This is a genomic window from Brachybacterium sp. AOP3-A1-3 (assembly GCF_052378285.1).
Taxonomy (GTDB): domain Bacteria; phylum Actinomycetota; class Actinomycetes; order Actinomycetales; family Dermabacteraceae; genus Brachybacterium.
This window is the reverse complement of sequence record NZ_JBQSXM010000001.1, coordinates 66,359-87,284: the sequence shown is the minus strand read 5'-3', so window position 1 is coordinate 87,284 and position 20,926 is coordinate 66,359. Positions and strand designations below refer to the sequence as shown.

Sequence of the window (20,926 nt, the reverse complement as noted above, 5' to 3'; positions counted from 1 at the left end):
GTGAACCGCGCCTGGGCCTGCGGCACCAGCGGGAATCGGACATCGTGGTCGGGTCGGGTCGGGTCGGGTCGGGTCGGGACGGTCGGTCGGGATAGGTCTGGTCTGGTCTGGTCTGGTCTGGTCTGGTCTGGTCTGGTCTGGCCCGGCACGGCCGCACCCCTGGTGCGCCGGGGCTGCACGGGGAAGAATGGCGACGATGACGACGACGCCGTCGGGCCACGCAGCCGACCAGCACGTTCCTGCGGCCGAGCTCCCGGTCCACGTCCTGGTGGAGCGGCTCCGGCGCGCCGGATGCGTGTTCGCCGAGCAGGAGGCCCGCATCCTCCTCGAGGTGTCCGCCGGGGCGGAGCTCGAGCAGCTGTGCACCCGTCGGGAGGCGGGCGAAGCCCTCGAGCACCTGGTGGGCAGGGTCGAGATCGGCGGCGAGGTGCTGGCCGTCGGGCCGGGCTGCTTCGTCCCCCGCCAGCGCACCATGGCGCTCATCGACGCGGCCGTCCTGGAGGCCCGATCGCGGAGGAACCCCGTGATGGTCGAGGCCTGTTGCGGAGTCGCTCCCATCGCCGCCCTCGTCGATCGTCGGGTGCCGGGAGTCCGGGTGCATGCCACCGACCGGGACGAGCGACCGCTCGTCCATGCCCGCACGAACCTGCCAGCCGACGCCGGCGTGCACCGCGGATCCGGCCTCGGTGCCCTACCCGCTCAGCTGGCCGGCACCATCGACGTCATCGCAGCGGTCCCGCCCTATGTTCCTGCCGCGCAGCTGGAGCTGATGCCGCGCGACGCCCGCGAGCAGGAACCCGAAGCCGCCCTGGTCGCGGGGGAGGATGGTCTCGACGAGGCCCGCGAACTGCTCCGGGAGGCCCCGCACTGGCTCGCCTCCGGTGGCGTGCTGCTCCTGGAGATGCATCGGGACCAGGCGCCGAGCTTTCTCGCAGCGGCGCGTGAACAGGAGTGCTTCGATGCCGTGGAGCACCAGGTGTCGGACGACGGGGAGACGGCCGTGGTGCGGGTGCGGCGGGCAGCGCGGAGGACGCCGCGGACAGCACAGAACCGCGGACAGCACAGAGCCGCGGCCCCCGAGGGGACCGCGGCTCTGCAGCGGATGGAGCGGGCGACGGGAATCGAACCCGCGTAATCAGTTTGGAAGACTGAGGCTCTACCATTGAGCTACGCCCGCTGGACTGCACCATTGAATCAGATGAACGGTGCGGTCGCACATCGGAGGACCGAGGACGCGACATGCATCTCCTCACAGCGCGCCGGGATGATTCGAGCGCTCCCCAGCAGTACCGGGTAATATCCCATGGGTTGCCCTCCGGGGTGTAGCTCAGCTTGGTAGAGCACCCGCTTTGGGAGCGGGAAGTCGCAGGTTCAAATCCTGTCACCCCGACTCCGCTTCGGGTGGCCGCCGCGTGCGTGCTCCGGAGCACCGTGAGAACTGACCACTAGACCGACGATCCACAGGGAGACCTGACCAGTGAAGACCGAGTCCGAGAAGCTCAGCCCCACCCGGGTGAAGCTCACCGTCGAGGTGCCTTTCGACGAGCTCAAGCCGGCCGTCGCGGCCGCCACCACGAAGATCTCCGAGCAGGTGCAGATCCCCGGCTTCCGCAAGGGCAAGGTCCCCGCAAGCCTCGTTCAGCAGCGCTTCGGCCACCCCGCGATCATGCAGGAGGCCGTCAACGACGCGCTTCCCGACTTCTACCAGCAGGCGGCTGCCGAAGCGGCGATCAAGCCCGTCGGCCGCCCCGAGGTCGAGGTCAGCGAGATCCCGGGCCTGGACGGCTCCGAGGACGGCAACCTCGTGTTCGTCGTCGAGCAGGACGTGCGCCCCGAGATCGAGCTGCCCGACTTCTCGACCTACGAGGTCGAGATCGAGGAGCCCACCGTCGACGACGACGCCGTCGAGGTGCGCCTGACCGAGCTGCGCGAGCGCTTCGGCACCCTCGTGGGCGTCGACCGTCCCGCCCAGAACGGTGACTTCGTCTCCCTCGATCTCGTCGCCACGATCGGCGACGAGGAGATCGAGTCCGTCGAGGGCACGTCCTACCAGATCGGCGAGGGCAACATGCTCGAGGGTCTGGACGAGGCGCTCATCGGCCTCTCCGCCGAGGAGACCACCACCTTCACCTCGAAGCTCGCCGGCGGCGATCACGCCGGCGAAGAGGCGCAGATCAAGGTCGTCCCGCAGTCGGTCAAGGTCCGCGAGCTGCCCGAGGCCGACGACGAGTTCGCCGAGCTGGCCTCCGAGTTCGACACCATCGACGAGCTGAAGGACGACCTGCGCAAGCAGGCCGACGCCGACGCCGAGGGCAACCGCGTGGCCCTGGCCCGCAACGCTCTGCTCGAGAAGCTGCTGGAGGAGCTCGAGATCCCCGTTCCCGACGCGCTCGTCGAGGACGAGATCAACGCGCACCTCGAGAACGAGGGCAAGGAGCCGGGCGACCCGCATGGCGAGGAGATCCGCGAGGACACCGCCAAGGCCGTCCGCGCCCAGTTCCTGCTGGACGAGATCAACGGCACCCGTGAGGTCAGCGTCGAGCAGGACGACCTCATGGCCTACATGACCCAGCTCTCGGCGCAGTACGGCATCGAGCAGAACCAGCTGCTGCAGATGCTCGCCCAGTCGGGTCAGCTCGAGCAGATCTTCGGCGAGGTGCAGCGCTCCAAGGCCCTCGAGGTCGTCCTGGCGGACGTCACCGTGAAGAACGCCTCCGGCGACGTGCTGGATCTGGGCCTCACCGCCCAGGCCGCCGAGGCCGATGCTGACGACGTGGAGAAGGCCGACGCGGACAGCGCCGACGACGCCGCGGCAGCCGAGAAGGCTCCCGCGAAGAAGGCGTCGGCCAAGAAGGCTGCTGCCAAGAAGGCCCCGGCGAAGAAGGCTCCGGCCAAGGAGGCGGCGGACACCGAGGCGGCGGACACCGAGGCCGCCGCTGAGGACACGACCGAGAAGGCCGCTGCCAAGAAGGCTCCGGCCAAGAAGGCCCCCGCGAAGAAGGCACCGGCCAAGAAGGCCGCACCGAAGAAGGCTGCGGACACCGACGCCGCCGACTCCTCGAAGTGATCCTCCGCTTCGGCTGATCCGGCTGATCCGGCTGATCCGGCTGATCCGGCTGATCCGGCTGGTCTAGCCGATCCGGCTGATCCGGCCGAGGCACTCGAGGAACCATCGACGGGCCGTCACCCCCTCCCGGGGTGGCGGCCCGTCGTCGTATCCAGTGGCGTGTGGTGTGCAGCCTCGCCTCTCTACGGGCTCCCTGCACACCTGGCGCCAGTCGTTGCGGTGCGGTGCGGTGCGGTGCAGTGCAGTGCAGTGGGTGTGGGTGTGGGTGTGGGTGTGGGGTGGCCGGGGGCGGAGAGGCCATCCCGACTCACCGCCGCGGAGGGGAACGCGGGTGGTCCGACGGCATCGCGAGGGGTGCTCAGGTACCCCGGCACCCGGGTACCCCGGCACCCGAGTACCCCGGCACCCGAGTACCCCGGTACGCGGGCAACCGAACACCGGGCGCCCGAACACCGGGCGCCCGAGCACCGGGCACCCGGAGGGCGAATGCACGAGGGCCCGGTCTCCGTGTGGAGACCGGGCCCTCTGTGAAGAGCTGTGTGGATCAGCGGTAGGTCACGAAGCCGATCGGGTTGCCCCAGAGTGCGCGCTCGACGACGCGCTGCTTCGAGCCGGAGGCGTCGATGATCTGGCCGTTTCCGGCGTAGATCGCGACGTGGCCGGAGTAGGCCACGATGTCGCCGGGCTGGGCCTGGGACTGGGAGACCCAGCGGCCGCCGTTGGCGATCTGGCCGCTCGTGCGGGGAAGGTTGATCCCGGCTGCCTTGTAGGCGTAGTTCACGAGTCCGGAGCAGTCCATGCCGCTGAGCGACGAGCCGCCCCAGCTGTACGGGCTGCCGACGGCCGAGCGCGCGGCGTTCACGATCGTGTTGTTGTTCGAGCTCGAGGAGGACTTCGCCGGAGCGGAGGTGCCGCCGCCCGAGGGGGCCGCCGAGCCGCCGAGTGCAGCGAAGGTCTTCGGGCCGACGACGCCGTCGACCTGCAGGCCCTTGGAGGACTGGTAGTTCTTGACCGCGGAGTGGGTGCGGGGGCCGAAGGAGCCGTCCACGGCGATGCCCGCACCGTTGTCGTTCAGGGCCGACTGGAGCTTCTCCACGGCGTTGCCGCGGGAGCCCCAGCGCAGCTTCGCGCTGGTGTCCAGCGCGGTCGACGGCGCGGTGGTGACCGGGGCTGCCGGAGCGGTCTGCACGGCAGGGGCGGCGGGCGCGGCCGGGGCGGCGGGAGCAGCCTGGGCAGCGGAACCGGCGAAAGCGGTGCCGACGACGACGGTGCCGAGGACTGCGGCGCCACCGAGGCCGCGAGCTGCGGTGAAGGCGGGGGTCTGTGCGCGTCCTGCGGTGCGGTGCGTGTTGTGCTGGGCCATGTTCTGCTGATCGTTCCTTCCGGGCCGGCGGGGGTGCCGGGGGTGCTTCTGGCTGATGTGTCCCCCGCAAGCGGGGCGATCTCTGTCCTGCGTTGAGACCAACGTAGGGGTGCGCCGCAGCTCCCGTAAGGGGTTTTGGGACAGCTCGGCAGGGGACTTGGCGTGGTTTTTGCCTGATCTCGGGTCAACGTGACCAGAACTCGCCGCGACTTGACGATCCGGGGAGGTCCGCGGCACATCCGTCGACGCGCGACGGGTCGTGCACAGCGCTTCTCCGGTGCCGGGGAGGGTCGGCCGCCCAGTGCGCCTGCGGCGAACAGCGACCCGTGCCGTCCCACCCAGCGCCTAGAGTCGACACATCGACGATTCCCGCTATGAAGGAGACCCTGTGACCTCCGTGAGCTCCCAGAGCACTCAGAACTCCGCGCCCCGCGACGCGGCCGGCGACAGCCCGATGGGCCTCGACGACAACGTCTACCAGCGGCTCCTGCGCGACCGCATCGTGTGGCTCGGTTCCGAGGTGCGCGATGAGAACGCCAATGCGATCTGCGCCAAGATCCTGCTCCTGGCCGCCGAGGACCCGGACAAGGACATCTACCTCTACATCAACAGCCCCGGTGGCTCGATCACGGCGGGCATGGCCATCTACGACACCATGCAGTACGTGCAGCCGGACGTCGTGACGATCGGCATGGGGATGGCCGCCTCGATGGGGCAGTTCCTGCTCTCCTCGGGCGCGAAGGGCAAGCGCTACGCCACCGCCCACACCCGCGTGCTCATGCACCAGCCCCTCGGTGGGCTCGGCGGCACGGCGACCGACATCAAGATCCAGGCCGACCTCATCCTGTCGATGAAGCGCACGCTCGCCGGCCTGATCGCCGAGCAGACCGGCAAGAGCCTCGAGCAGATCACCGAGGACTCTGACCGCGACCGCTGGTTCACCGCGACCGAGGCCCTCGAGTACGGCTTCATCGACAAGATCGTCACCGGAGCGGGTGACGTCACCGGTGGCGGCGGCACCGACGACTGACCTCCGCCCCGTCGCCCCCGCACGCCCTGAGAACAAGGAGAACCCGTGACTTTCGATCCCCGCACCATCGGCGCCCTGCCGGTCGCCCAGGCCGGCGGCATGCCGACCTCCCGCTACGTGCTCCCGCAGTACGAGGAGCGCACCGCCTACGGCATGAAGCGCCAGGACCCGTACACGAAGCTGTTCGAGGACCGCATCATCTTCCTCGGCGTCCAGGTCGATGACGCCTCGGCCGATGACGTCATGGCCCAGCTGCTGGTCCTGGAGTCCCAGGATCCGGACCGTGACATCACGCTGTACATCAACAGCCCCGGCGGCTCGTTCACCGCGCTGACCGCCATCTACGACACGATGCAGTACATCAAGCCCGAGGTCACCACGGTGTGCCTCGGCCAGGCGGCCTCCGCCGCCGCCGTGCTGCTCGCGGCGGGTGCCCCGGGCAAGCGTCTCGCGCTCCCGAACGCCCGCATCCTGATCCACCAGCCGGCCATGGGCGGCGAGGGCGGCGGCGGCCAGGCCTCCGACCTCGAAATCCAGGCCAACGAGATCATGCGCATGCGCGACTGGCTCGAGCAGACCCTCGCGGACCACTCCGGCCGCTCCAAGGAGCAGGTCAGCAGGGACATCGAGCGCGACAAGATCCTCACCGCGAAGGATGCCCTCGAGTACGGGCTCGTCGACCAGGTCCTGGAGACCCGGAAGGTTCCCCGCGCCGCGATCACCTCGTGATCCCCGCCGTGGCCGGACGGCAGAACTGCCGCCCGGCCACGGAGCCCGCTGTTCGTCCGTCGGCCCCCGGGCGTGCCCGCGAGATCCAGTGGTCCATGTGATCCAGGAGCCCGCGTGATCCGCACGCCCGCGTGATCCCGTAATCCGCACGTGATCCGCACGCTCGCGTGATCCAGGGGCCGATCACCGTCACCGCAGCCGCTCGGCGGCGGCACGCACGGCTCGCCTCCCGCGCCGCGTCGGGTCCTCGGGGTACCGTGGACGGGTCTGCAGATCGCGGGCCGCACCCTGCGGAACCGCACGAATGCACTGATGAATGCACAGATGGTGGCCGACGGAAGGACACGGACATGGCACGCACGGGCGACGGGGCCGACGTGTTCAAATGCTCGTTCTGCGGGAAGTCGCAGAAGCAGGTCGAGAGACTGATCTCCGGCCCGGGGGTGTACATCTGTGAAGAGTGCATCGAACTGTGCAACGAGATCATCGCGGAGGAGATCCAGGCCGCGCAGCCCAGCTCCGAGGAGCAGGCGCCCCTGCCCACCCCGCAGGAGATCTTCACCTTCCTCCAGGATTACGTCGTGGGCCAGGACCCGGCCAAGCGGGCTCTCTCGGTCGCGGTCTACAACCACTACAAGCGGGTGCGGGCGCAGGATGCCGAGACGACTCCGTCCAGTGCCAAGAGCGCTGCGGCCGCCCTGGCCGAGGACGCTGTGGGGGAGCGCGACGAGATCGAGGTCGCCAAGTCCAACGTGATGCTCGTGGGCCCCACCGGCTGTGGCAAGACCTATCTGGCACAGACCCTGGCCCGGATGCTCGACGTGCCCTTCGCGATGGCGGACGCCACGGCGCTCACCGAGGCCGGTTATGTCGGCGAGGATGTCGAGAACATCCTGCTCAAGCTCCTCCAGGCCGCGGACTACGACGTCCAGAAGGCCGAGCGCGGGATCATCTACATCGATGAGATCGACAAGATCGGTCGCAAGTCGGAGAACGCGTCCATCACCCGTGACGTCTCCGGCGAGGGTGTCCAGCAGGCGCTGCTGAAGATCCTCGAGGGGACCGTGGCCGCGGTTCCGCCGCAGGGCGGGCGGAAGCACCCGCACCAGGAGTTCATCCAGATCGACACCACGAACGTGCTGTTCATCGTGGCCGGCGCCTTCGCCGGGATCGAGGACATCATCGGGTCGCGGATCGGCCGGCGCGGCATCGGGTTCGGCGCTGAGCTGCACACGCCCCTCGAGCAGGAGGCGATCTACGCGAAGCTGGTCCCCGAGGACCTCCTCAAGTTCGGTCTGATCCCCGAGTTCATCGGGCGCCTCCCCGTGATCACGAGCGTGTCGAACCTCGATCGTGAGGCGCTGATCCAGATCCTCACCGAACCGCGCAACGCGCTGGTCAAGCAGTTCCAGAAGATGTTCGCCCTGGACGGTGTGGAGCTGGACTTCGAGCGCAGCGCCCTGGAGGCCGTCGCCGACCGTGCGATCGAGCGCGGAACCGGTGCCCGTGGCCTGCGCGCGATCCTCGAGGACTCCCTCCAGGAGGTCATGTTCGAGGTGCCCTCGCGCGCCGACGTCGCCAAGGTGGTCATCACCGAGGGCGTGATCACGCAGGGCCGTGCCCCGCTCATGGTCACCGGCAAGGACAGCGATCACGCGGCACCGCAGGAACGACAGGACAGGTCCGCCTGATGGCCCAGAACCCCTCGACCGATGCTGCCCACGACGAGGTCGCTCGCGCTCGGGAGCTCCTCGTCGAGGAGCGGCGCAGCATCGACAACATCGATGCCGCCCTCGTGCACCTGCTCGCGGAACGCTTCTCCCATACCCAGCGCGTGGGGGTGCTGAAGGCGACCCACGGCCTGCCGCCCGCCGATCCGTCGCGAGAGCGTGCGCAGATCGACCGGCTGCGGTCCCTCGCCCACGATGCGGGCCTGGACCCGGTCTTCGCGGAAGCCTTCCTGCGCTTCATCGTCACCGAGGTGATCCGTCATCACGAGCGGATCCGCGACGAGGGCACCACCGAGGCGTGAGCTCATGGCCTGTCTGTGCAGGTGAGAGCCTGGTGCCGACACGATCTGCCGAGCCCTGCGGAGTGTTCGCCGCGAGCTGAACGCTGGTAGGGTGCGTCCATGGCTCGCCCACTGTTCCTCGATTGGCCGGTCCTCCGGCAGCTGCGCGGTGCGGATCCGACCGGACGCGGCACCGCGGTGATGTCGCCGACGACCCGCAGCATCTCGCCGCGCACCGCGGAGGCCGACGGGATCGCCCACAGCGTCTGCCCGTACTGCGCCGTCGGCTGCGCCCAGCGCGTCTTCCATCAGGATGGCAAGGTCACCCAGATCGAGGGCGACCCGGATTCCCCGGTCTCCCGTGGTCGTCTGTGCCCCAAGGGCGCGGCCAGCGAGCAGCTCGTGAACTCCCCTCTTAGGCAGACGTCCGTCCTCTACCGTCGGCCGCACGCCACGGACTGGGAGGAGCTCGAGCTCGACACCGCGCTGGACATGATCGCCGACCGCTTCATCGAGGCCCGGCGCGCGCACTGGCAGGACACCGATGAGCACGGGCGCCCGCTGCGTCGGGCCATGGGCATCGCGAGCCTCGGCGGGGCCACCATCGACAACGAGGAGAACTACCTCCTCAAGAAGTTCTTCACCGCCGCCGGCGCGATCCAGATGGAGAACCAGGCCCGCATATGACACTCCGCCACGGTTCCCAGTCTGGGAGCCTCGTTCGGACGTGGCGGTGCCACCCAATCCCTCCAGGACATGGCGAATGCTGACTGCATCGTCATCGAGGGCTCGAACATGGCCGAGGCGCATCCGGTCGGATTCCAGTGGGTGATGGAGGCCAGGAAGCGCGGCGCGCGGGTGATCCATGTGGACCCGAGGTTCACGCGGACCTCGGCGAACGTGGATCGGCACATCCCGCTCCGGGCGGGGACGGATGTCGTGCTGCTCGGCGGCGTGATCCGCCATGTGCTCGAGAACGAGCTGTGGTTCGACGAGTACCTCAAGCTCTTCACCAACGCCTCGACGCTCGTGAGCGAGGAGTACGGGGATCCTGAGGACCTCGAGGGGCTCTTCTCCGGGTACGACCCGGAGACGGGCACGTACGACAACAGCACGTGGACCTATGCCGGCGATCCCGAGCGCCTCGCCCAAGGGCTGCCGGAGCGTGACGAGACGCTGCGCCATCCCCGCACGGTGTTCCAGATCCTCAAGCGGCACTACGCGCGGTACACCCCGGAGATGGTGCGCGACACCTGCGGCATCTCCGAGGACGACTTCGAGTACCTCGCCCGCTCGATCACCGAGAACTCGGGCAGAGATCGCACCACCTGCTTCGCCTACGCCCTGGGCTGGACCCAGCACGTCGGCGGCGCGCAGATGATCCGCACCGCGGGCGTGCTCCAGCTGCTGCTGGGCAACGTCGGGCGACCGGGCAGCGGCATCATGGCGCTGCGCGGGCACGCCACGATCCAGGGCTCCACGGACATCCCCACGCTCTATCACATCCTCCCCGGCTACCTGCCGATGCCGAAGGCCGGCCAGGATGACTTCGCGCAGTACGCCCGCCAGATCGGCAAGAAGGAGCAGAAGGGCTTCTGGGCGAACGCCGACGTCTATGCCGTGAACCTGCTCAAGGCCTGGTGGGGAGACGCGGCGACGGCGGAGAACGACTTCGCCTTCGACTACCTCCCTCGCCTCACCGGTGCCCACGGCACCTACCAGACCGTGATGCGCATGCTCGAGGACGGCGTCGACGGCTACTTCCTGTTCGGCCAGAACCCCGCCGTGGGCTCGGCCAACGGACGCATGCAGCGACTGGCGATGTCGCACCTGAAGTGGATGGTCGTGCGGGACTTCTACATGATCGAGTCCGCCACCTGGTGGAAGGACGGCCCGGAGATCGAGACCGGGGAGCTGCGCACCGAGGACATCGCCACCGAGATGTTCTACCTGCCCGCGGCGAACCATACGGAGAAGGCCGGTTCCTTCACCCAGACCCAGCGCATGGTCCAGTGGCGGGACAAGGCCGTGGAACCGCCGGGCGATTGCCAGAGCGACCTGCAGTTCGCAGTCGAGCTGGGCAACCGGGTGCGGGAGAAGCTCAAGGACTCGACCGATCCGCGCGACCGACCGATCCTCGACCTCACCTGGGACTACCCCGTCGACGAGCACGGGGAGCCGGACGCCGAGTCCGTGCTCGCCGAGATCAACGGCCGTCATCTCACCGGGGAGAAGGCCGGCCAGCCGCTCTCGGGCTTCGCGGAGATGGCGGCGGACGGCTCGACCAGCGGCGGCTGCTGGATCTACTCCGGCGTGTATGCGGACGGCGTGAACCAGGCCCGTCGGCGCACCCCCGGCCAGCAGCAGGACGAGACGGCCGCCGAGTGGGGCTGGGCCTGGCCCGCCAACCGGCGCATCCTGTACAACCGGGCCTCGGCCGATGCGGAGGGCAAGCCCTGGAGCGAGCGCAAGAAGCTCGTGTGGTGGGACGAGGAGGCAGGGCGCTGGACCGGCCATGACGTCCCGGATTTCCCGGCCACCAAGCGCCCCGACGACCCCGGAGACCCTGCGAAGGGTGGGGCCGGCGCGCTGTCCGGCACCGACGCGTTCATCATGCAGTCCGACGGGCGCGGCTGGCTGTTCGCCCCCAGCGGTCTCGTCGACGGGCCGCTGCCCACGCACTACGAGGCACCCGAGTCCACTGTGCCCAACCCGCTGTACGCGGTGCAGAACAACCCCACCCGGGTCACCTTCCAGGACCGCAACAACATGCAGTCCCCGGGGGCGCACTCGGCCAAGGGCGAGACCTACCCGTACGTGTTCACCACCTATCGCATCACCGAGCACCACACGGCAGGAGGCATGAGCCGCTTCCTGCCCTACCTCTCCGAGCTCCAGCCGGAGATGTATGTGGAGGTCTCCCCGCAGCTCGCCGAGGAGGTCGGTCTCGAGCCGTACGGGTGGGCGACGGTCATCTCGGCACGATCCGCCATCGAGGCGAAGGTGCTGGTCACCGAGCGGATGACGCCGTTGAAGATCGGGGACCGCACGGTCCACCAGATCGGGATGCCGTTCCACTTCGGCCGCGGCAGCGCCGCGATCGTCGAGGGCGACGGGGCGAACGACCTGATCGGCATGATGCTCGACGCCAATACGCAGATCCAGAACAGCAAGAACAACGACTGCGCGATCATCCCCGGTCGCCGTCCGCGCGGCCCGGAGCTGCTGACGCTCGTGGACGAGTATCGTCGACGGGCCGGGCTGATCCCCGAGGACGAGGCACAGGTCGACGGGGCGCTCGGAGCCCCCGGACCAGGGCCCGGCCACGAGTACTCGCCGCACTCCATGCGTGGTCCCGAAGAGGCCACCGCGGTGCCCACGGGGGAATCGTCGATGAAGGAGATGAGGAACCGATGAGCCTGCTCGCCGGACCTGCCGGACCCGCTGCCGCCTCCGGGTGGGGCGGGGACCAGCAACGGGTCGGATTCTTCACCGACACCTCGATCTGCATCGGCTGCAAGGCGTGCGAGGTCGCGTGCAAGGAGTGGAACCGGAACCCGGTCGACGGCGATCTCGAGATCCTCGGCTCCAGCTATGACAACACCGGTGCGCTGGGGGCGAACACGTGGAGGCACGTCGCCTTCGTCGAGCAGGGCACCGAGCGCATCGAGGCCGCCCGGGAGTCCGGGCGCAAGCTCGTCGGCCTCGGCATGCCCACGGTCGGCCCGCGGCCGCCCCGCGGTCAGGCGCCCGACGGGGACCTCAGCGGGACCGACCGCACCCCTCCGAACACCCAGGAGTTCCGCTGGCTGATGTCCTCGGACGTCTGCAAGCACTGCACGAACGCGGGCTGCCTGGACGTCTGCCCCACCGGTGCCATCTTCCGCTCCGAGTTCGGCTCCGTCGTGGTCCAGAGCGACGTCTGCAACGGCTGCGGCACCTGTGTGGCGGCCTGCCCCTTCGGGGTCATCGAACGACGCGACGACGGCACCGTCTCCGCGAAGGTCGAGCGTGACGGGGACGTGCCCCACGCCGGGACCGCCAACAAGTGCACCCTCTGCTACGACCGGCTCGTCGTGGGGGAGGAGCCCGCCTGCTCCGCGACCTGCCCCACCCAGTCCATCCGCTTCGGGGAGCACGACGAGCTCGTGGACAGCGCCGAGGACAGGGTGCGGGCCCTCCACGAGCAGGGCATGACCGAGGCCCGCCTGTACGGTGCCAACCCGAAGGACGGCGTGGGCGGCACCGGCTCGGTGTTCCTGCTGCTGGACGAGCCCGAGGTCTATGGACTCCCGCCGGACCCGCAGGTGCCGACCAAGGAGCTGCCCCAGATGTATGCCCGGGTGGGGATCGCCGCCGCCGGCATGCTCGCCGCCACGGCCCTCGCCTTCCTGGGAGGCCGTCGATGAGCATCACCCCGCTGGATGCCGACCGCCCTCCCGAGGGTCCGCGGCGTCGACGCCGGCCCGGCCCCGGCCGCACCGGCAGGCGCCGCCGCTCGATCGACCAGCTCGGCAGCACCGACGGCGGCCGCGAGCAGGCCGTCGTCGAGGATGTCGAGGTCGACCCGTACGACTCGTACTACGGGCGTCCCGTCGTGAAGGCGCCGCCGTGGCGGGCACCGATCGCGGTGTACCTCTTCCTCGGCGGGCTCGCCGGCGGCTCCGGGATCCTGGCCACGGGTGCCCAGCTCACCCAGCGCCCGGTGCTGCGCCGCACCGCGCGGCTGACGGCGCTGGGCGCCCTCGGCGCGGGCACCGTCGCGCTGATCGAGGACCTCGGCCGCCCCGAGCGGTTCCTGAACATGATGCGCACGCTGAAGATCAGCTCGCCGATGAGCGTGGGCAGCTGGATCCTGGGGAGCTTCGGCGTGGTCTCCGGCGTCCTCGGGGCGATCGAGGTCGACCGGATGACGGGGGAGCGGATCCCCCTGGGACCGCTGCGCCCCCTCGTGCACGGCACCGAGACCCCGGCCGCCCTCGCGCAGGCCGCCCTCGGCCCGCTCCTGGCCTCGTACACCGGTGCGCTGCTCGGGGACACCGCGGTGCCCACCTGGGCCGCCGGCCGCAAGCACCTCTCCGCTCTGTTCGTCAGCTCGGCCACGCTCGCCACGGGCGGGGCTGCGATGCTCACCGCGCCGGTGTCCGAGACCCGGCCGGCGCGCCTGCTCGCCGTGGCCGGGGTCGCCGGCGACGTCGTCTCCCTCCGCGCGATGAAGGCATCGATGCATCCCCTGGAAGCGGAGCCCCTGGAGACCGGCCGCCCCGGGACGATGCTGCGCTGGGCGGAACGGCTCGCCGTCGCCGGGGCCCTCGGGACAGTGCTGGGCGGGCGCCACCGCGCTGTCGCCGCGGCGAGCGGTGCGGCGCTGCTGGCCGCCTCGGCGCTGACCCGCTTCGGGGTGCTCGAGGCCGGCTTGGAGTCCGTGAAGGACCCGCGACGCGTGATCGAGCCGCAGAAGGCGCGGCTCGCCGCGAGGCGGGACGCCGGCATCACCGACGATTCGATCACGACCGTCGGCTGACCTCGCGATCCTGCGCCTCTGCTCTTCTGCGTCTCTGCACTGCGGCGTCGACGTCAGCGCACGTCGATGCCGGATCCCGCGACGGTCTCCCCGATGATCGGGTAGCCGGGGACCTCGCCGATCACCAGCAGCCCGCCCGAGGTCTGGGCATCAGCCAGCAGCAGTAGGTCGTCCTCGGTGATGCCTGCACCGGCGCGCACATCCTCCCGCACCCAGTCGAGGTTGCGGCGGGTGCCGCCGGAGACGAAGCCGTCGCGCAGCGCGTCGGCCGCCCCGTCGATCAGCGGCACGGCCGAATGATCGATGATCGCGCCGACGCCGGAGGCGCGGCCCATCTTGAACAGGTGGCCCAGCAGGCCGAAGCCGGTCACATCGGTCGCGGCCCGGGCCCCGGCGGCCAGGGCGGCCTGCGCGGCGTCCCGGTTCAGGGTGGTCATGGTCGCGATCGCGGCGGCGGAGGCCTCGCCGGTGGACTTCATCCGGTTGTTCAGCAGTCCCACGCCGAGCGGCTTCGTGAGCGTGATCGGCAGCCCGGCCGTCGCGGCGTCGTTGCGCAGCAGGCGGTCCGGATGGGCGGTGCCGGTGACGGCCATGCCGTACTTCGGCTCCGGATCGTCCACCGAATGACCGCCGATGACGGGAACTCCCGCCTCCTTCGCGATGGCGAGGCCCCCGGCGAGGACCTCGCGCAGCAGCTCGTAGGGCAGCACCCCGCGCGGCCATCCCACCAGGTTGATCGCCACCACGGGAGCGCCGCCCATGGCGTAGATGTCCGACAGGGCGTTCGCGGCGGCGATGCGGCCCCAGTCGAAGGGGTCGTCGACCACGGGGGTGAAGAAGTCGGCGGTGGAGAGCACGGCGGTGCCATCGGCGATCCGCACCGCGGCGGCGTCGTCCCCGTCCTCGAGCCCCACGATCACGGAGTCGTACTCCTGACCCGACAGGGCGGAGACGACCTCCTCGAGCTCGCCCGGCGGGATCTTCGAGGCGCAGCCCCCGCCGTGGGCCATGGTCGTCAGCCGGATCGACGGGGCGGCCTGGACAGGGACGATCGGTGACTCGCTCATACCCGGAGCCTACCCACGGCGCACCCGTGGCGGCCGGGTGCCGGGAGGTCTCGGACACCTGGTGAGGCCGGGGAACCGGGCGGGACGGTGATAGTTTGGCTCGTGGAGGCGTCCGTGTCCTGGTGGGCGCCCTGGTCTTCAAAACCAGTGAGACCGAGCATCTCGGTCTGGCGGGTTCGATTCCCGTCCGCCTCCGCCACTCTGCCGTTCCTGCACCGTGCCGCCCGTACCGGGCGGGCCCTGCACCGTCGTCGGCACCGCCCGAGGAGGTTCCTGTGTCCCAGCCCCCGGAGCGACCTGACCCCGCGGCGCGACCTGACTCCGCGGTGCGACTTGACCCCCCGGCGCGACCTGTCCCCTCGGCCGACCCGCGCCGCCGCATCCCGCGCACCGATCTGCTGCTCGCCCACGCGAAGGTCCAGGGCGCGAGCGCGAGCCTGAGCGAGCGCGTGGTGGGGGACATCGTCCGGGCTGCGCAGGACCGTGCGCGACGCGGGGAGATCCCTCCCGAGGACGTGCTCGAGGAGGTGCTCTCCGCGATCGGAGACCGGCCCGCCGCCTCGCTGCGACCGGTGCTCAACGCCACCGGGATCATCGTGCACACCAACCTCGGTCGGGCGCCGCTGTCCGAGGCGGCGCGCGACGCCGTGCAGGCCGCGTCCGGATACACCGACGTCGAGTTCGACCTGGCCACGGGAGCCCGAGCGCGGCGCGGAGCCGGAGCCCGTGCGGCCCTGCTCGCGGCCTGCCCCGAGGCGGAGGACGCCCTCGTGGTCAACAACGGCGCCGCGGCCCTCCTGCTCGCCACCACCGCGCTGGCCGGCACCGGCGAGGTGGTCATCAGCCGCGGCGAGCTCATCGAGATCGGGGCCGGCTTCCGCCTCCCGGACCTCATCGCCTCCACCGGTGCCCGCCTCCATGAGGTCGGCACCACCAACCGCACCCACCTGGCCGACTACACCTCCGCGCTCGGTGCGGCCACCGGCTGCGTGCTGCGCATCCACACCAGCAACTACCGCGTCATCGGATTCACCAGCGAGGTCGAGGTCGCCGAGCTGACCGGCCCGTGCCGCGCGGCGGGAGTGCCTCTCGTCGTGGATCTCGGCAGCGGGCTGCTCGGCCCGGAACCGCTGCTGCCCCAGGAGCCCGACGTCGCCGCCGCACTGCGGGACGGTGCCGATGTGGTCATCGCCAGCGGCGACAAGCTGCTCGGCGGCCCGCAGGCTGGGATCCTGCTGGGCCGGGCCGACGTCATCGCCCGCCTGGCGCGTCACCCGCTGGCGCGCGCCGTGCGCGCCGACAAGCTGGCCCTGGCCGCGCTCGAGGCGACCCTCACCGGCCCTGTCCCGCCCGTGCTCGAGGCGCTGCGGCAGGATCCGGAGGAGCTGCGCGAGCGCACCGATCGTCTGGCCGAGCGCGTGGGAGGCCGCACCGTCGCTCACGACGGCCGCGTCGGGGGCGGGGGAGGCGCCGAGGTCCCGCTGCCCGGGTGGGCTGTCGCGCTCGAGAGCGACCTCGCCGCTCCGCTGCGCCAGGGGGACCCGGCGATCGTCACCACCGTGCGCGACGGCGACTGCCTGCTGGATCTGCGGTGCATCCCCGCGAGCGAGGACGAACACCTCGCCGCCGCCGTCCACGCCGCCCGGGGCCTTCGCCGATGAGGCAGGTCGTCGCGACCGCCGGGCATGTCGACCACGGCAAGTCCACCCTGGTGCGCGCCCTCACCGGGATCGAGCCGGACCGGCTGGCCGAGGAGCATCGCCGTGGTCTGACCATCGACCTCGGCTTCGCGTGGACCACCCTGCCCTCGGGCCAGGAGGTGTCCTTCGTCGACGTCCCCGGGCATGAACGGTTCCTCGGCAACATGCTCGCGGGCCTCGGACCGGCGCCGCTGGTGTGCTTCGTGGTCGCCGCGGACTCGGGATGGAGCGCGCAGTCCAGCGACCACCGCGATGCGCTCGCGGCGCTGGGCATCGACCAGGGGCTCCTCGTCGTCACCCGGAGCGACCTCGCTCCTGACCGGGTCGGCACGGTCATCGCCGAGGCACGCCGCGAGCTGGGCGGTACCGGTCTCGCCGACGCGCCCGCGCTCAGCGTCTCCGCCGTCACCGGGGAGGGGATGCCCGCACTGCGCGAGGCTCTCGATCACCTCGCCACGACGGCCCGCGAACCCTCCCCGCGCGAACGGGTGCGGCTCTGGATCGATCGCTCCTTCAGCGTCACCGGTGCCGGGACCGTCGTGACCGGAACGCTCGGCGCCGGGACGATCACCTGCGAGGACTCTCTGGAGCTGTGCGGCCAGGAGCGCGGTGGCCAGGCGGTGGTGCGCGGCCTGCAGAGCCACGGCGGTCAGGTGCCGACCACCGGGCCGTTCACACGCGTCGCCGTGAACGTCCGCGGCCTGGGCGCCGACGAGATCGGACGCGGCGACGCCCTGCTCACACCCGACGCCTGGGAGACCACCACCACGGTCGACGTGCGCCGCCTGACCGGCGCCGAGCTCACCGACGCACCCTCCGAGCTCCAGGCCCATATCGGGACCGCCGCGGTCACGGCACGGATCAGGCCGTTCGGCCCCGACCACGCTCGCCTCACCCTCAGCCGGCCGCTGCCCCTGGGCGTCGGCGACCGCCTGGTGCTGCGAGGGAGCGGCGCCAGCTCGATCCAGGGCGGGGTGCAAGTGCTCGACGTCGACCCGCCGCTGCTGGAACGCCGCGGCGACGGGTCACGCCGAGGAGCAGCACTCGCCGCGATGCCGCCGGCCGGGGACGTCGCCGTCGAGGTCGCACGTCGCCGGGCCGTCCGTGAGGGTCTGCTGGCACGGTTCGGGATCGCGCTGCCCCCGCAGCTTCCGCCGACGGTGCGGCGACGTGGGGACTGGCTCGTCGACACCGCCGCCGAGAGCAGCTGGATCACGCAGCTGCGGGAGCTCGTCGAGGCCGACCGGCGGGCGGACGCCCTGACGGCGGGCCTCCCGCGGAAAGCAGCCGTCGACGCGCTCTCCCTGCCCGATCCCGCACTGCTGGACGCCGTGGTGGCCGCGGCCGCGCTCGAGCAGGTCGGCGGCCGGGTGCGTGATGCTGCGGCGGCCGCAGGGCTGGGCGACGCCGAGCGTGCGGTGGTCCAGCTCGAGGAACGGCTGCGCACCATGCCGTTCCGGGCCCCGGAGGCCGATGACCTCACGGACCTCGGGCTCGGTCCGCGGGAGCTGGCCGCCGCCGCCCGGCAGGGACGGCTGCTCCGACTGCCGGACGACGTGATCCTGCTGCCGAGCGCCCCGGCGCTCGCCATGCGCGAGCTCGCCCGGCTGCCCCAGCCGTTCACCGCGAGCCAGGCCCGCCGGGCGCTCGAGACCACACGACGCATCGTCATCCCGCTGCTCGAGCACCTCGACGCCCGCGGCTGGACCCGCCGTCTCGATGCCGGGCATCGGGAGATCGTGCGCTGAGGCCTCAGCCCTTGTTCCGGGGCGCCTTCACGGGCGGCTCGCCCAGCTCGATGTCCTCGGTGACGATATCGTCGGTGCCACCGGCGACCAGCTCGAGGGACTCGATCCGACCGAGCGCGGTGAGATCCGCCGAGGCGGCCTCGAGGTGCGCCAGGGTGGTCTGAGACGCGACGAGGCGCACGCGGAGGACCGGGGTCTTCTGCGAGACCTTCGCGTCGGACTTGATGCGGCGCACCGAGATCGCGGCCTGGGCCACGGAGTCCAGCAGCGAGGCGTCCTGCCCGGCGGCGGCGGCGAACAGCGGCTCGGCGACCGGCCAGGCCTGGGTGTGCACGCTGCCGCCGCGCCACCACGACCAGACCTCCTCGGTCGAGAACACGACCACCGGTGCGAACAGCCGCAGCTGCACCTCCAGCGCGATCGCGAGCGCGGCCCGGGCAGAGGCCGCTCCGGCCTCGCCGGAGACCGAGTTGCCGTGGGCGCGCTCCTTGACCAGCTCGATGTAGTCGTCGCAGAACGCCCAGAAGAAGGGCTCGGTGACCTCGAGGGCGCGGGCGTAGTCCATGTCGTCGAAGGCCACGGTCGCCTGCTCGACGACCTTCCCGAGCTGGGCGAGCAGAGCACGGTCCAGAGGATCGGTGACCACGGCAGGATCCGCGGCCAGGCGGCCGGCAGGATCGGCCGGTGCGTCCCCGAAGCCGAGGGCGAACTTGCTGGCGTTGAGGATCTTGATCGCGAGGCGTCGGCCGATCTTCATCTGGCCCTCGTCGAACGCGGTGTCCACGCCCTGGCGGGCACGGCCGGCCCAGTAGCGGACCCCGTCGGAGCCGTGCTGCTCGAGCAGGCCGATGGGGGTGACCACGTTGCCCTTGGACTTCGACATCTTCTTGCGGTCCGGATCGAGGATCCAGCCGTTGATCGAGGCGTGGGTCCACGGCAGCGAGTCCTGCTGCAGGTGAGAGCGCACGATCGTGGAGAACAGCCAGGTGCGGATGATGTCGTGGCCCTGGGGGCGCAGGTCCATCGGGTAGACCTTCGAGAACAGCTCCGGGTCGGAGTTCCAGCCGCCCGCGAGCTGCGGGGTCAGCGAGGAGGTGCCCCAGGTGTCGAGGATGTCGGGGTCGGCGACGAATCCTCCCGGCACACTGCGCTGGGACTCCTCGTAGCCTGCGGGCACATCGATCGTGGGATCGATCGGCAGGGACTCCACCGGCGGGGTGAGCACGGTGTCGTAATCGGTCTCGCCGTCGGCGCCGACCGCGTACCAGATCGGGAAGGGCACGCCGAAGAAGCGCTGGCGGGAGATCAGCCAGTCACCGGCGAGGCCCTCGACCCAGTTGCGGTAGCGAGATTCCATGTACGCGGGATGCCAGGTCAGCTCTTTGCCGCGGGCGATCAGGTCGTCGCGCAGGCCGCCCTCGGACTGATCCCGGCCGCCGTTGGTGAGGTACCACTGGCGGGAGGTCACGAACTCCAGCGGCTTGTCGCCGTTCTCGTAGAACTTCACCGGGTGGGAGATCTTCTCGATCTCGCCGGTGAGGTCCCCGGACTCGGTCGCCATCTCCACCACGCGCTTCTGCGCGCTGAACACGGTCAGACCGGCCAGCTCGGAGTAGTGGGCCTGGCCCTCGGCCGTGGAGATCCACGGCGCCTCCGGCAGGAAGCGGCCGTCGCGCCCGATCACGGAGCGGGTGGGCAGCTCGAGCTCGCGCCACCAGGTGACGTCGTTCGCATCACCGAAGGTGCAGATCATCGCGATGCCGGCGCCCTTGTCGGGCTGCGCGAGGGGGTGCGCCAGCACGGGCACCTCGACCCCGAACAGGGGAGAGGTGACGGTGCTGCCGAACAGCTCCTGGTAGCGCTCGTCGTCGGGGTGGGCCACGAGGGCCACGCAGGCCGGGAGCAGCTCGGGGCGGGTGGTCGCGATGACGACCTTCTCGCCGGATCCGTCGGTCTTCGTGAAACCGAGCCGGTGGTAGGCGCCGTCGCGGTCGCGGTCCTCCTGCTCGGCCTGCGCCACCGCGGTGCGGTAGGTGACGTCCCACATGGTGGGGGCCTCGGACTGGTACGCCTGGCCGGCCTCGAGGTTCTCGAGGAAGGCGCGCTGCGAGGTGGCCCGCGAGTGGGCGTTGATGGTCTGGTAGCTGTAGTTCCAGTCCACCGAGAGGCCGAGGGTGCGGAAGACCTCCTCGAAGGACTTCTCGTCGATCTCGGTGAGGCGCTCGCACAGCTCGATGAAGTTGCGGCGCGAGACCGGCAGCTGGTTCGCGGCCTTGGACGACTTGTTGTCGCCGCCCTCCTGCGGGGGCGTGAAGTCGGCGTCATAGGGCAGCGAGGGGTCGCAGCGCACGCCGAAGTAGTTCTGCACCCGGCGCTCGGTGGGCAGGCCGTTGTCGTCCCAGCCCAGCGGGTAGAACACGTTCTTGCCGCGCATGCGCTGGTAGCGCACGATCATGTCCGCCTGCGAGTAGCCGAACACGTGGCCCACGTGCAGCGAGCCCGAGGCCGTCGGCGGCGGGGTGTCGACGCTGAAGACCTGGTCACGGGTGGTGTCGGGGTCGAACGCGTAGAGCTGCTGCTCGCTCCATACGCCGTCCCACTTGTCCTCGAGACCCTCGAGGGAGGGGCGATCGGGGATGGAGGTGCCGGTGTCGGGGCGCGGTGCAGTATCGGTCATGGGGCCATTG

General features: G+C 70.7%; 14 protein-coding genes and 3 tRNA genes. 13 read left to right on the top strand and 4 right to left on the bottom strand.

Annotation, left to right across the window (positions count from 1 at the left end):
- Positions 1-196: 196 nt before the first annotated feature.
- Complete coding sequence (locus ACT3T5_RS00395) at positions 197-1,135, top strand: N5-glutamine methyltransferase family protein (RefSeq protein ID WP_444593264.1); 939 nt, start codon at positions 197-199, stop codon at positions 1,133-1,135.
- On the opposite strand, the gene ACT3T5_RS00390 is transcribed toward ACT3T5_RS00395, so the two are convergent.
- Positions 1,104-1,177: transfer RNA gene (locus tag ACT3T5_RS00390), tRNA-Gly, on the bottom strand. The two genes, ACT3T5_RS00395 and ACT3T5_RS00390, sit on opposite strands and share 32 nt — an antisense overlap.
- 139 nt (positions 1,178-1,316) lie before the next feature.
- On the opposite strand from ACT3T5_RS00390, the gene ACT3T5_RS00385 reads away from it, so the two are divergent.
- Both ACT3T5_RS00385 and tig read left to right on the top strand, forming a co-directional pair.
- A tRNA-Pro gene (locus ACT3T5_RS00385) sits at positions 1,317-1,390 on the top strand.
- A gap of 87 nt (positions 1,391-1,477) precedes the next feature.
- Positions 1,478-3,067, top strand: a complete 1,590-nt coding sequence (gene tig / locus ACT3T5_RS00380) for a trigger factor (protein ID WP_444593263.1) — start codon at positions 1,478-1,480, stop codon at positions 3,065-3,067.
- A gap of 544 nt (positions 3,068-3,611) precedes the next feature.
- Here the strand turns inward: tig and ACT3T5_RS00375 are convergent.
- Entirely contained in the window at positions 3,612-4,430 is an 819-nt protein-coding gene (locus ACT3T5_RS00375) for a C40 family peptidase (protein ID WP_444576129.1), read from the bottom strand.
- A 397-nt stretch (positions 4,431-4,827) separates the two neighbouring features.
- Between ACT3T5_RS00375 and ACT3T5_RS00370 the strand changes: the two genes are divergently transcribed.
- From ACT3T5_RS00370 to nrfD, 7 genes are all read left to right on the top strand, one after another.
- A complete protein-coding gene (locus tag ACT3T5_RS00370) occupies positions 4,828-5,460 on the top strand; it encodes an ATP-dependent Clp protease proteolytic subunit (protein ID WP_444576550.1) in 633 nt (210 codons plus the stop codon).
- 99 nt (positions 5,461-5,559) lie between these two features.
- Positions 5,560-6,189 carry an ATP-dependent Clp protease proteolytic subunit gene (locus ACT3T5_RS00365; protein WP_444576549.1) on the top strand — a complete coding sequence of 210 codons (630 nt, stop codon included), beginning with the start codon at positions 5,560-5,562 and terminating at the stop codon, positions 6,187-6,189.
- A 350-nt stretch (positions 6,190-6,539) separates the two neighbouring features.
- Positions 6,540-7,880: an ATP-dependent Clp protease ATP-binding subunit ClpX gene (gene clpX, locus ACT3T5_RS00360; RefSeq protein ID WP_444576128.1), complete on the top strand. Its 1,341-nt coding sequence runs from the start codon at positions 6,540-6,542 to the stop codon at positions 7,878-7,880.
- A complete protein-coding gene (locus tag ACT3T5_RS00355; protein ID WP_444576127.1) occupies positions 7,880-8,221 on the top strand; it encodes a chorismate mutase in 342 nt (113 codons plus the stop codon). The genes clpX and ACT3T5_RS00355 overlap by 1 nt, the downstream gene beginning before the upstream one ends.
- 99 nt (positions 8,222-8,320) lie before the next feature.
- On the top strand, positions 8,321-11,617 hold the full coding sequence (fdnG, locus tag ACT3T5_RS00350; protein ID WP_444593262.1) for a formate dehydrogenase-N subunit alpha: 3,297 nt from the start codon (positions 8,321-8,323) through the stop codon (positions 11,615-11,617).
- Positions 11,614-12,609, top strand: coding sequence for a 4Fe-4S dicluster domain-containing protein (locus ACT3T5_RS00345; RefSeq protein ID WP_444576123.1), 996 nt, complete (start codon positions 11,614-11,616; stop codon positions 12,607-12,609). Before fdnG ends, ACT3T5_RS00345 begins: the two co-directional genes overlap by 4 nt.
- Positions 12,606-13,724 carry an NrfD/PsrC family molybdoenzyme membrane anchor subunit gene (nrfD, locus tag ACT3T5_RS00340; protein ID WP_444593261.1) on the top strand — a complete coding sequence of 373 codons (1,119 nt, stop codon included), beginning with the start codon at positions 12,606-12,608 and terminating at the stop codon, positions 13,722-13,724. The genes ACT3T5_RS00345 and nrfD overlap by 4 nt, the downstream gene beginning before the upstream one ends.
- A gap of 53 nt (positions 13,725-13,777) precedes the next feature.
- Here the strand turns inward: nrfD and selD are convergent, their stop codons facing one another.
- Positions 13,778-14,791, bottom strand: a complete 1,014-nt coding sequence (gene selD, locus ACT3T5_RS00335; RefSeq protein ID WP_444576120.1) for a selenide, water dikinase SelD — start codon at positions 14,789-14,791, stop codon at positions 13,778-13,780.
- Positions 14,792-14,895: 104 nt separating this feature from the next.
- On the opposite strand from selD, the gene ACT3T5_RS00330 reads away from it, so the two are divergent.
- The 3 genes from ACT3T5_RS00330 (at position 14,896) to selB (ending at position 18,239) form a co-directional block, all read left to right on the top strand.
- A tRNA-Sec gene (locus ACT3T5_RS00330) sits at positions 14,896-14,990 on the top strand.
- Between the two features lie 127 nt (positions 14,991-15,117).
- On the top strand, positions 15,118-16,452 hold the full coding sequence (selA, locus tag ACT3T5_RS00325) for an L-seryl-tRNA(Sec) selenium transferase (protein ID WP_444576548.1): 1,335 nt from the start codon (positions 15,118-15,120) through the stop codon (positions 16,450-16,452).
- On the top strand, positions 16,449-18,239 hold the full coding sequence (gene selB, locus ACT3T5_RS00320) for a selenocysteine-specific translation elongation factor (protein WP_444593260.1): 1,791 nt from the start codon (positions 16,449-16,451) through the stop codon (positions 18,237-18,239). Before selA ends, selB begins: the two co-directional genes overlap by 4 nt.
- A 4-nt stretch (positions 18,240-18,243) precedes the next feature.
- On the opposite strand, the gene valS is transcribed toward selB, so the two are convergent.
- Complete coding sequence (gene valS, locus ACT3T5_RS00315; protein WP_444593259.1) at positions 18,244-20,916, bottom strand: valine--tRNA ligase; 2,673 nt, start codon at positions 20,914-20,916, stop codon at positions 18,244-18,246.
- Between the last annotated feature and the right edge of the window lie 10 nt (positions 20,917-20,926).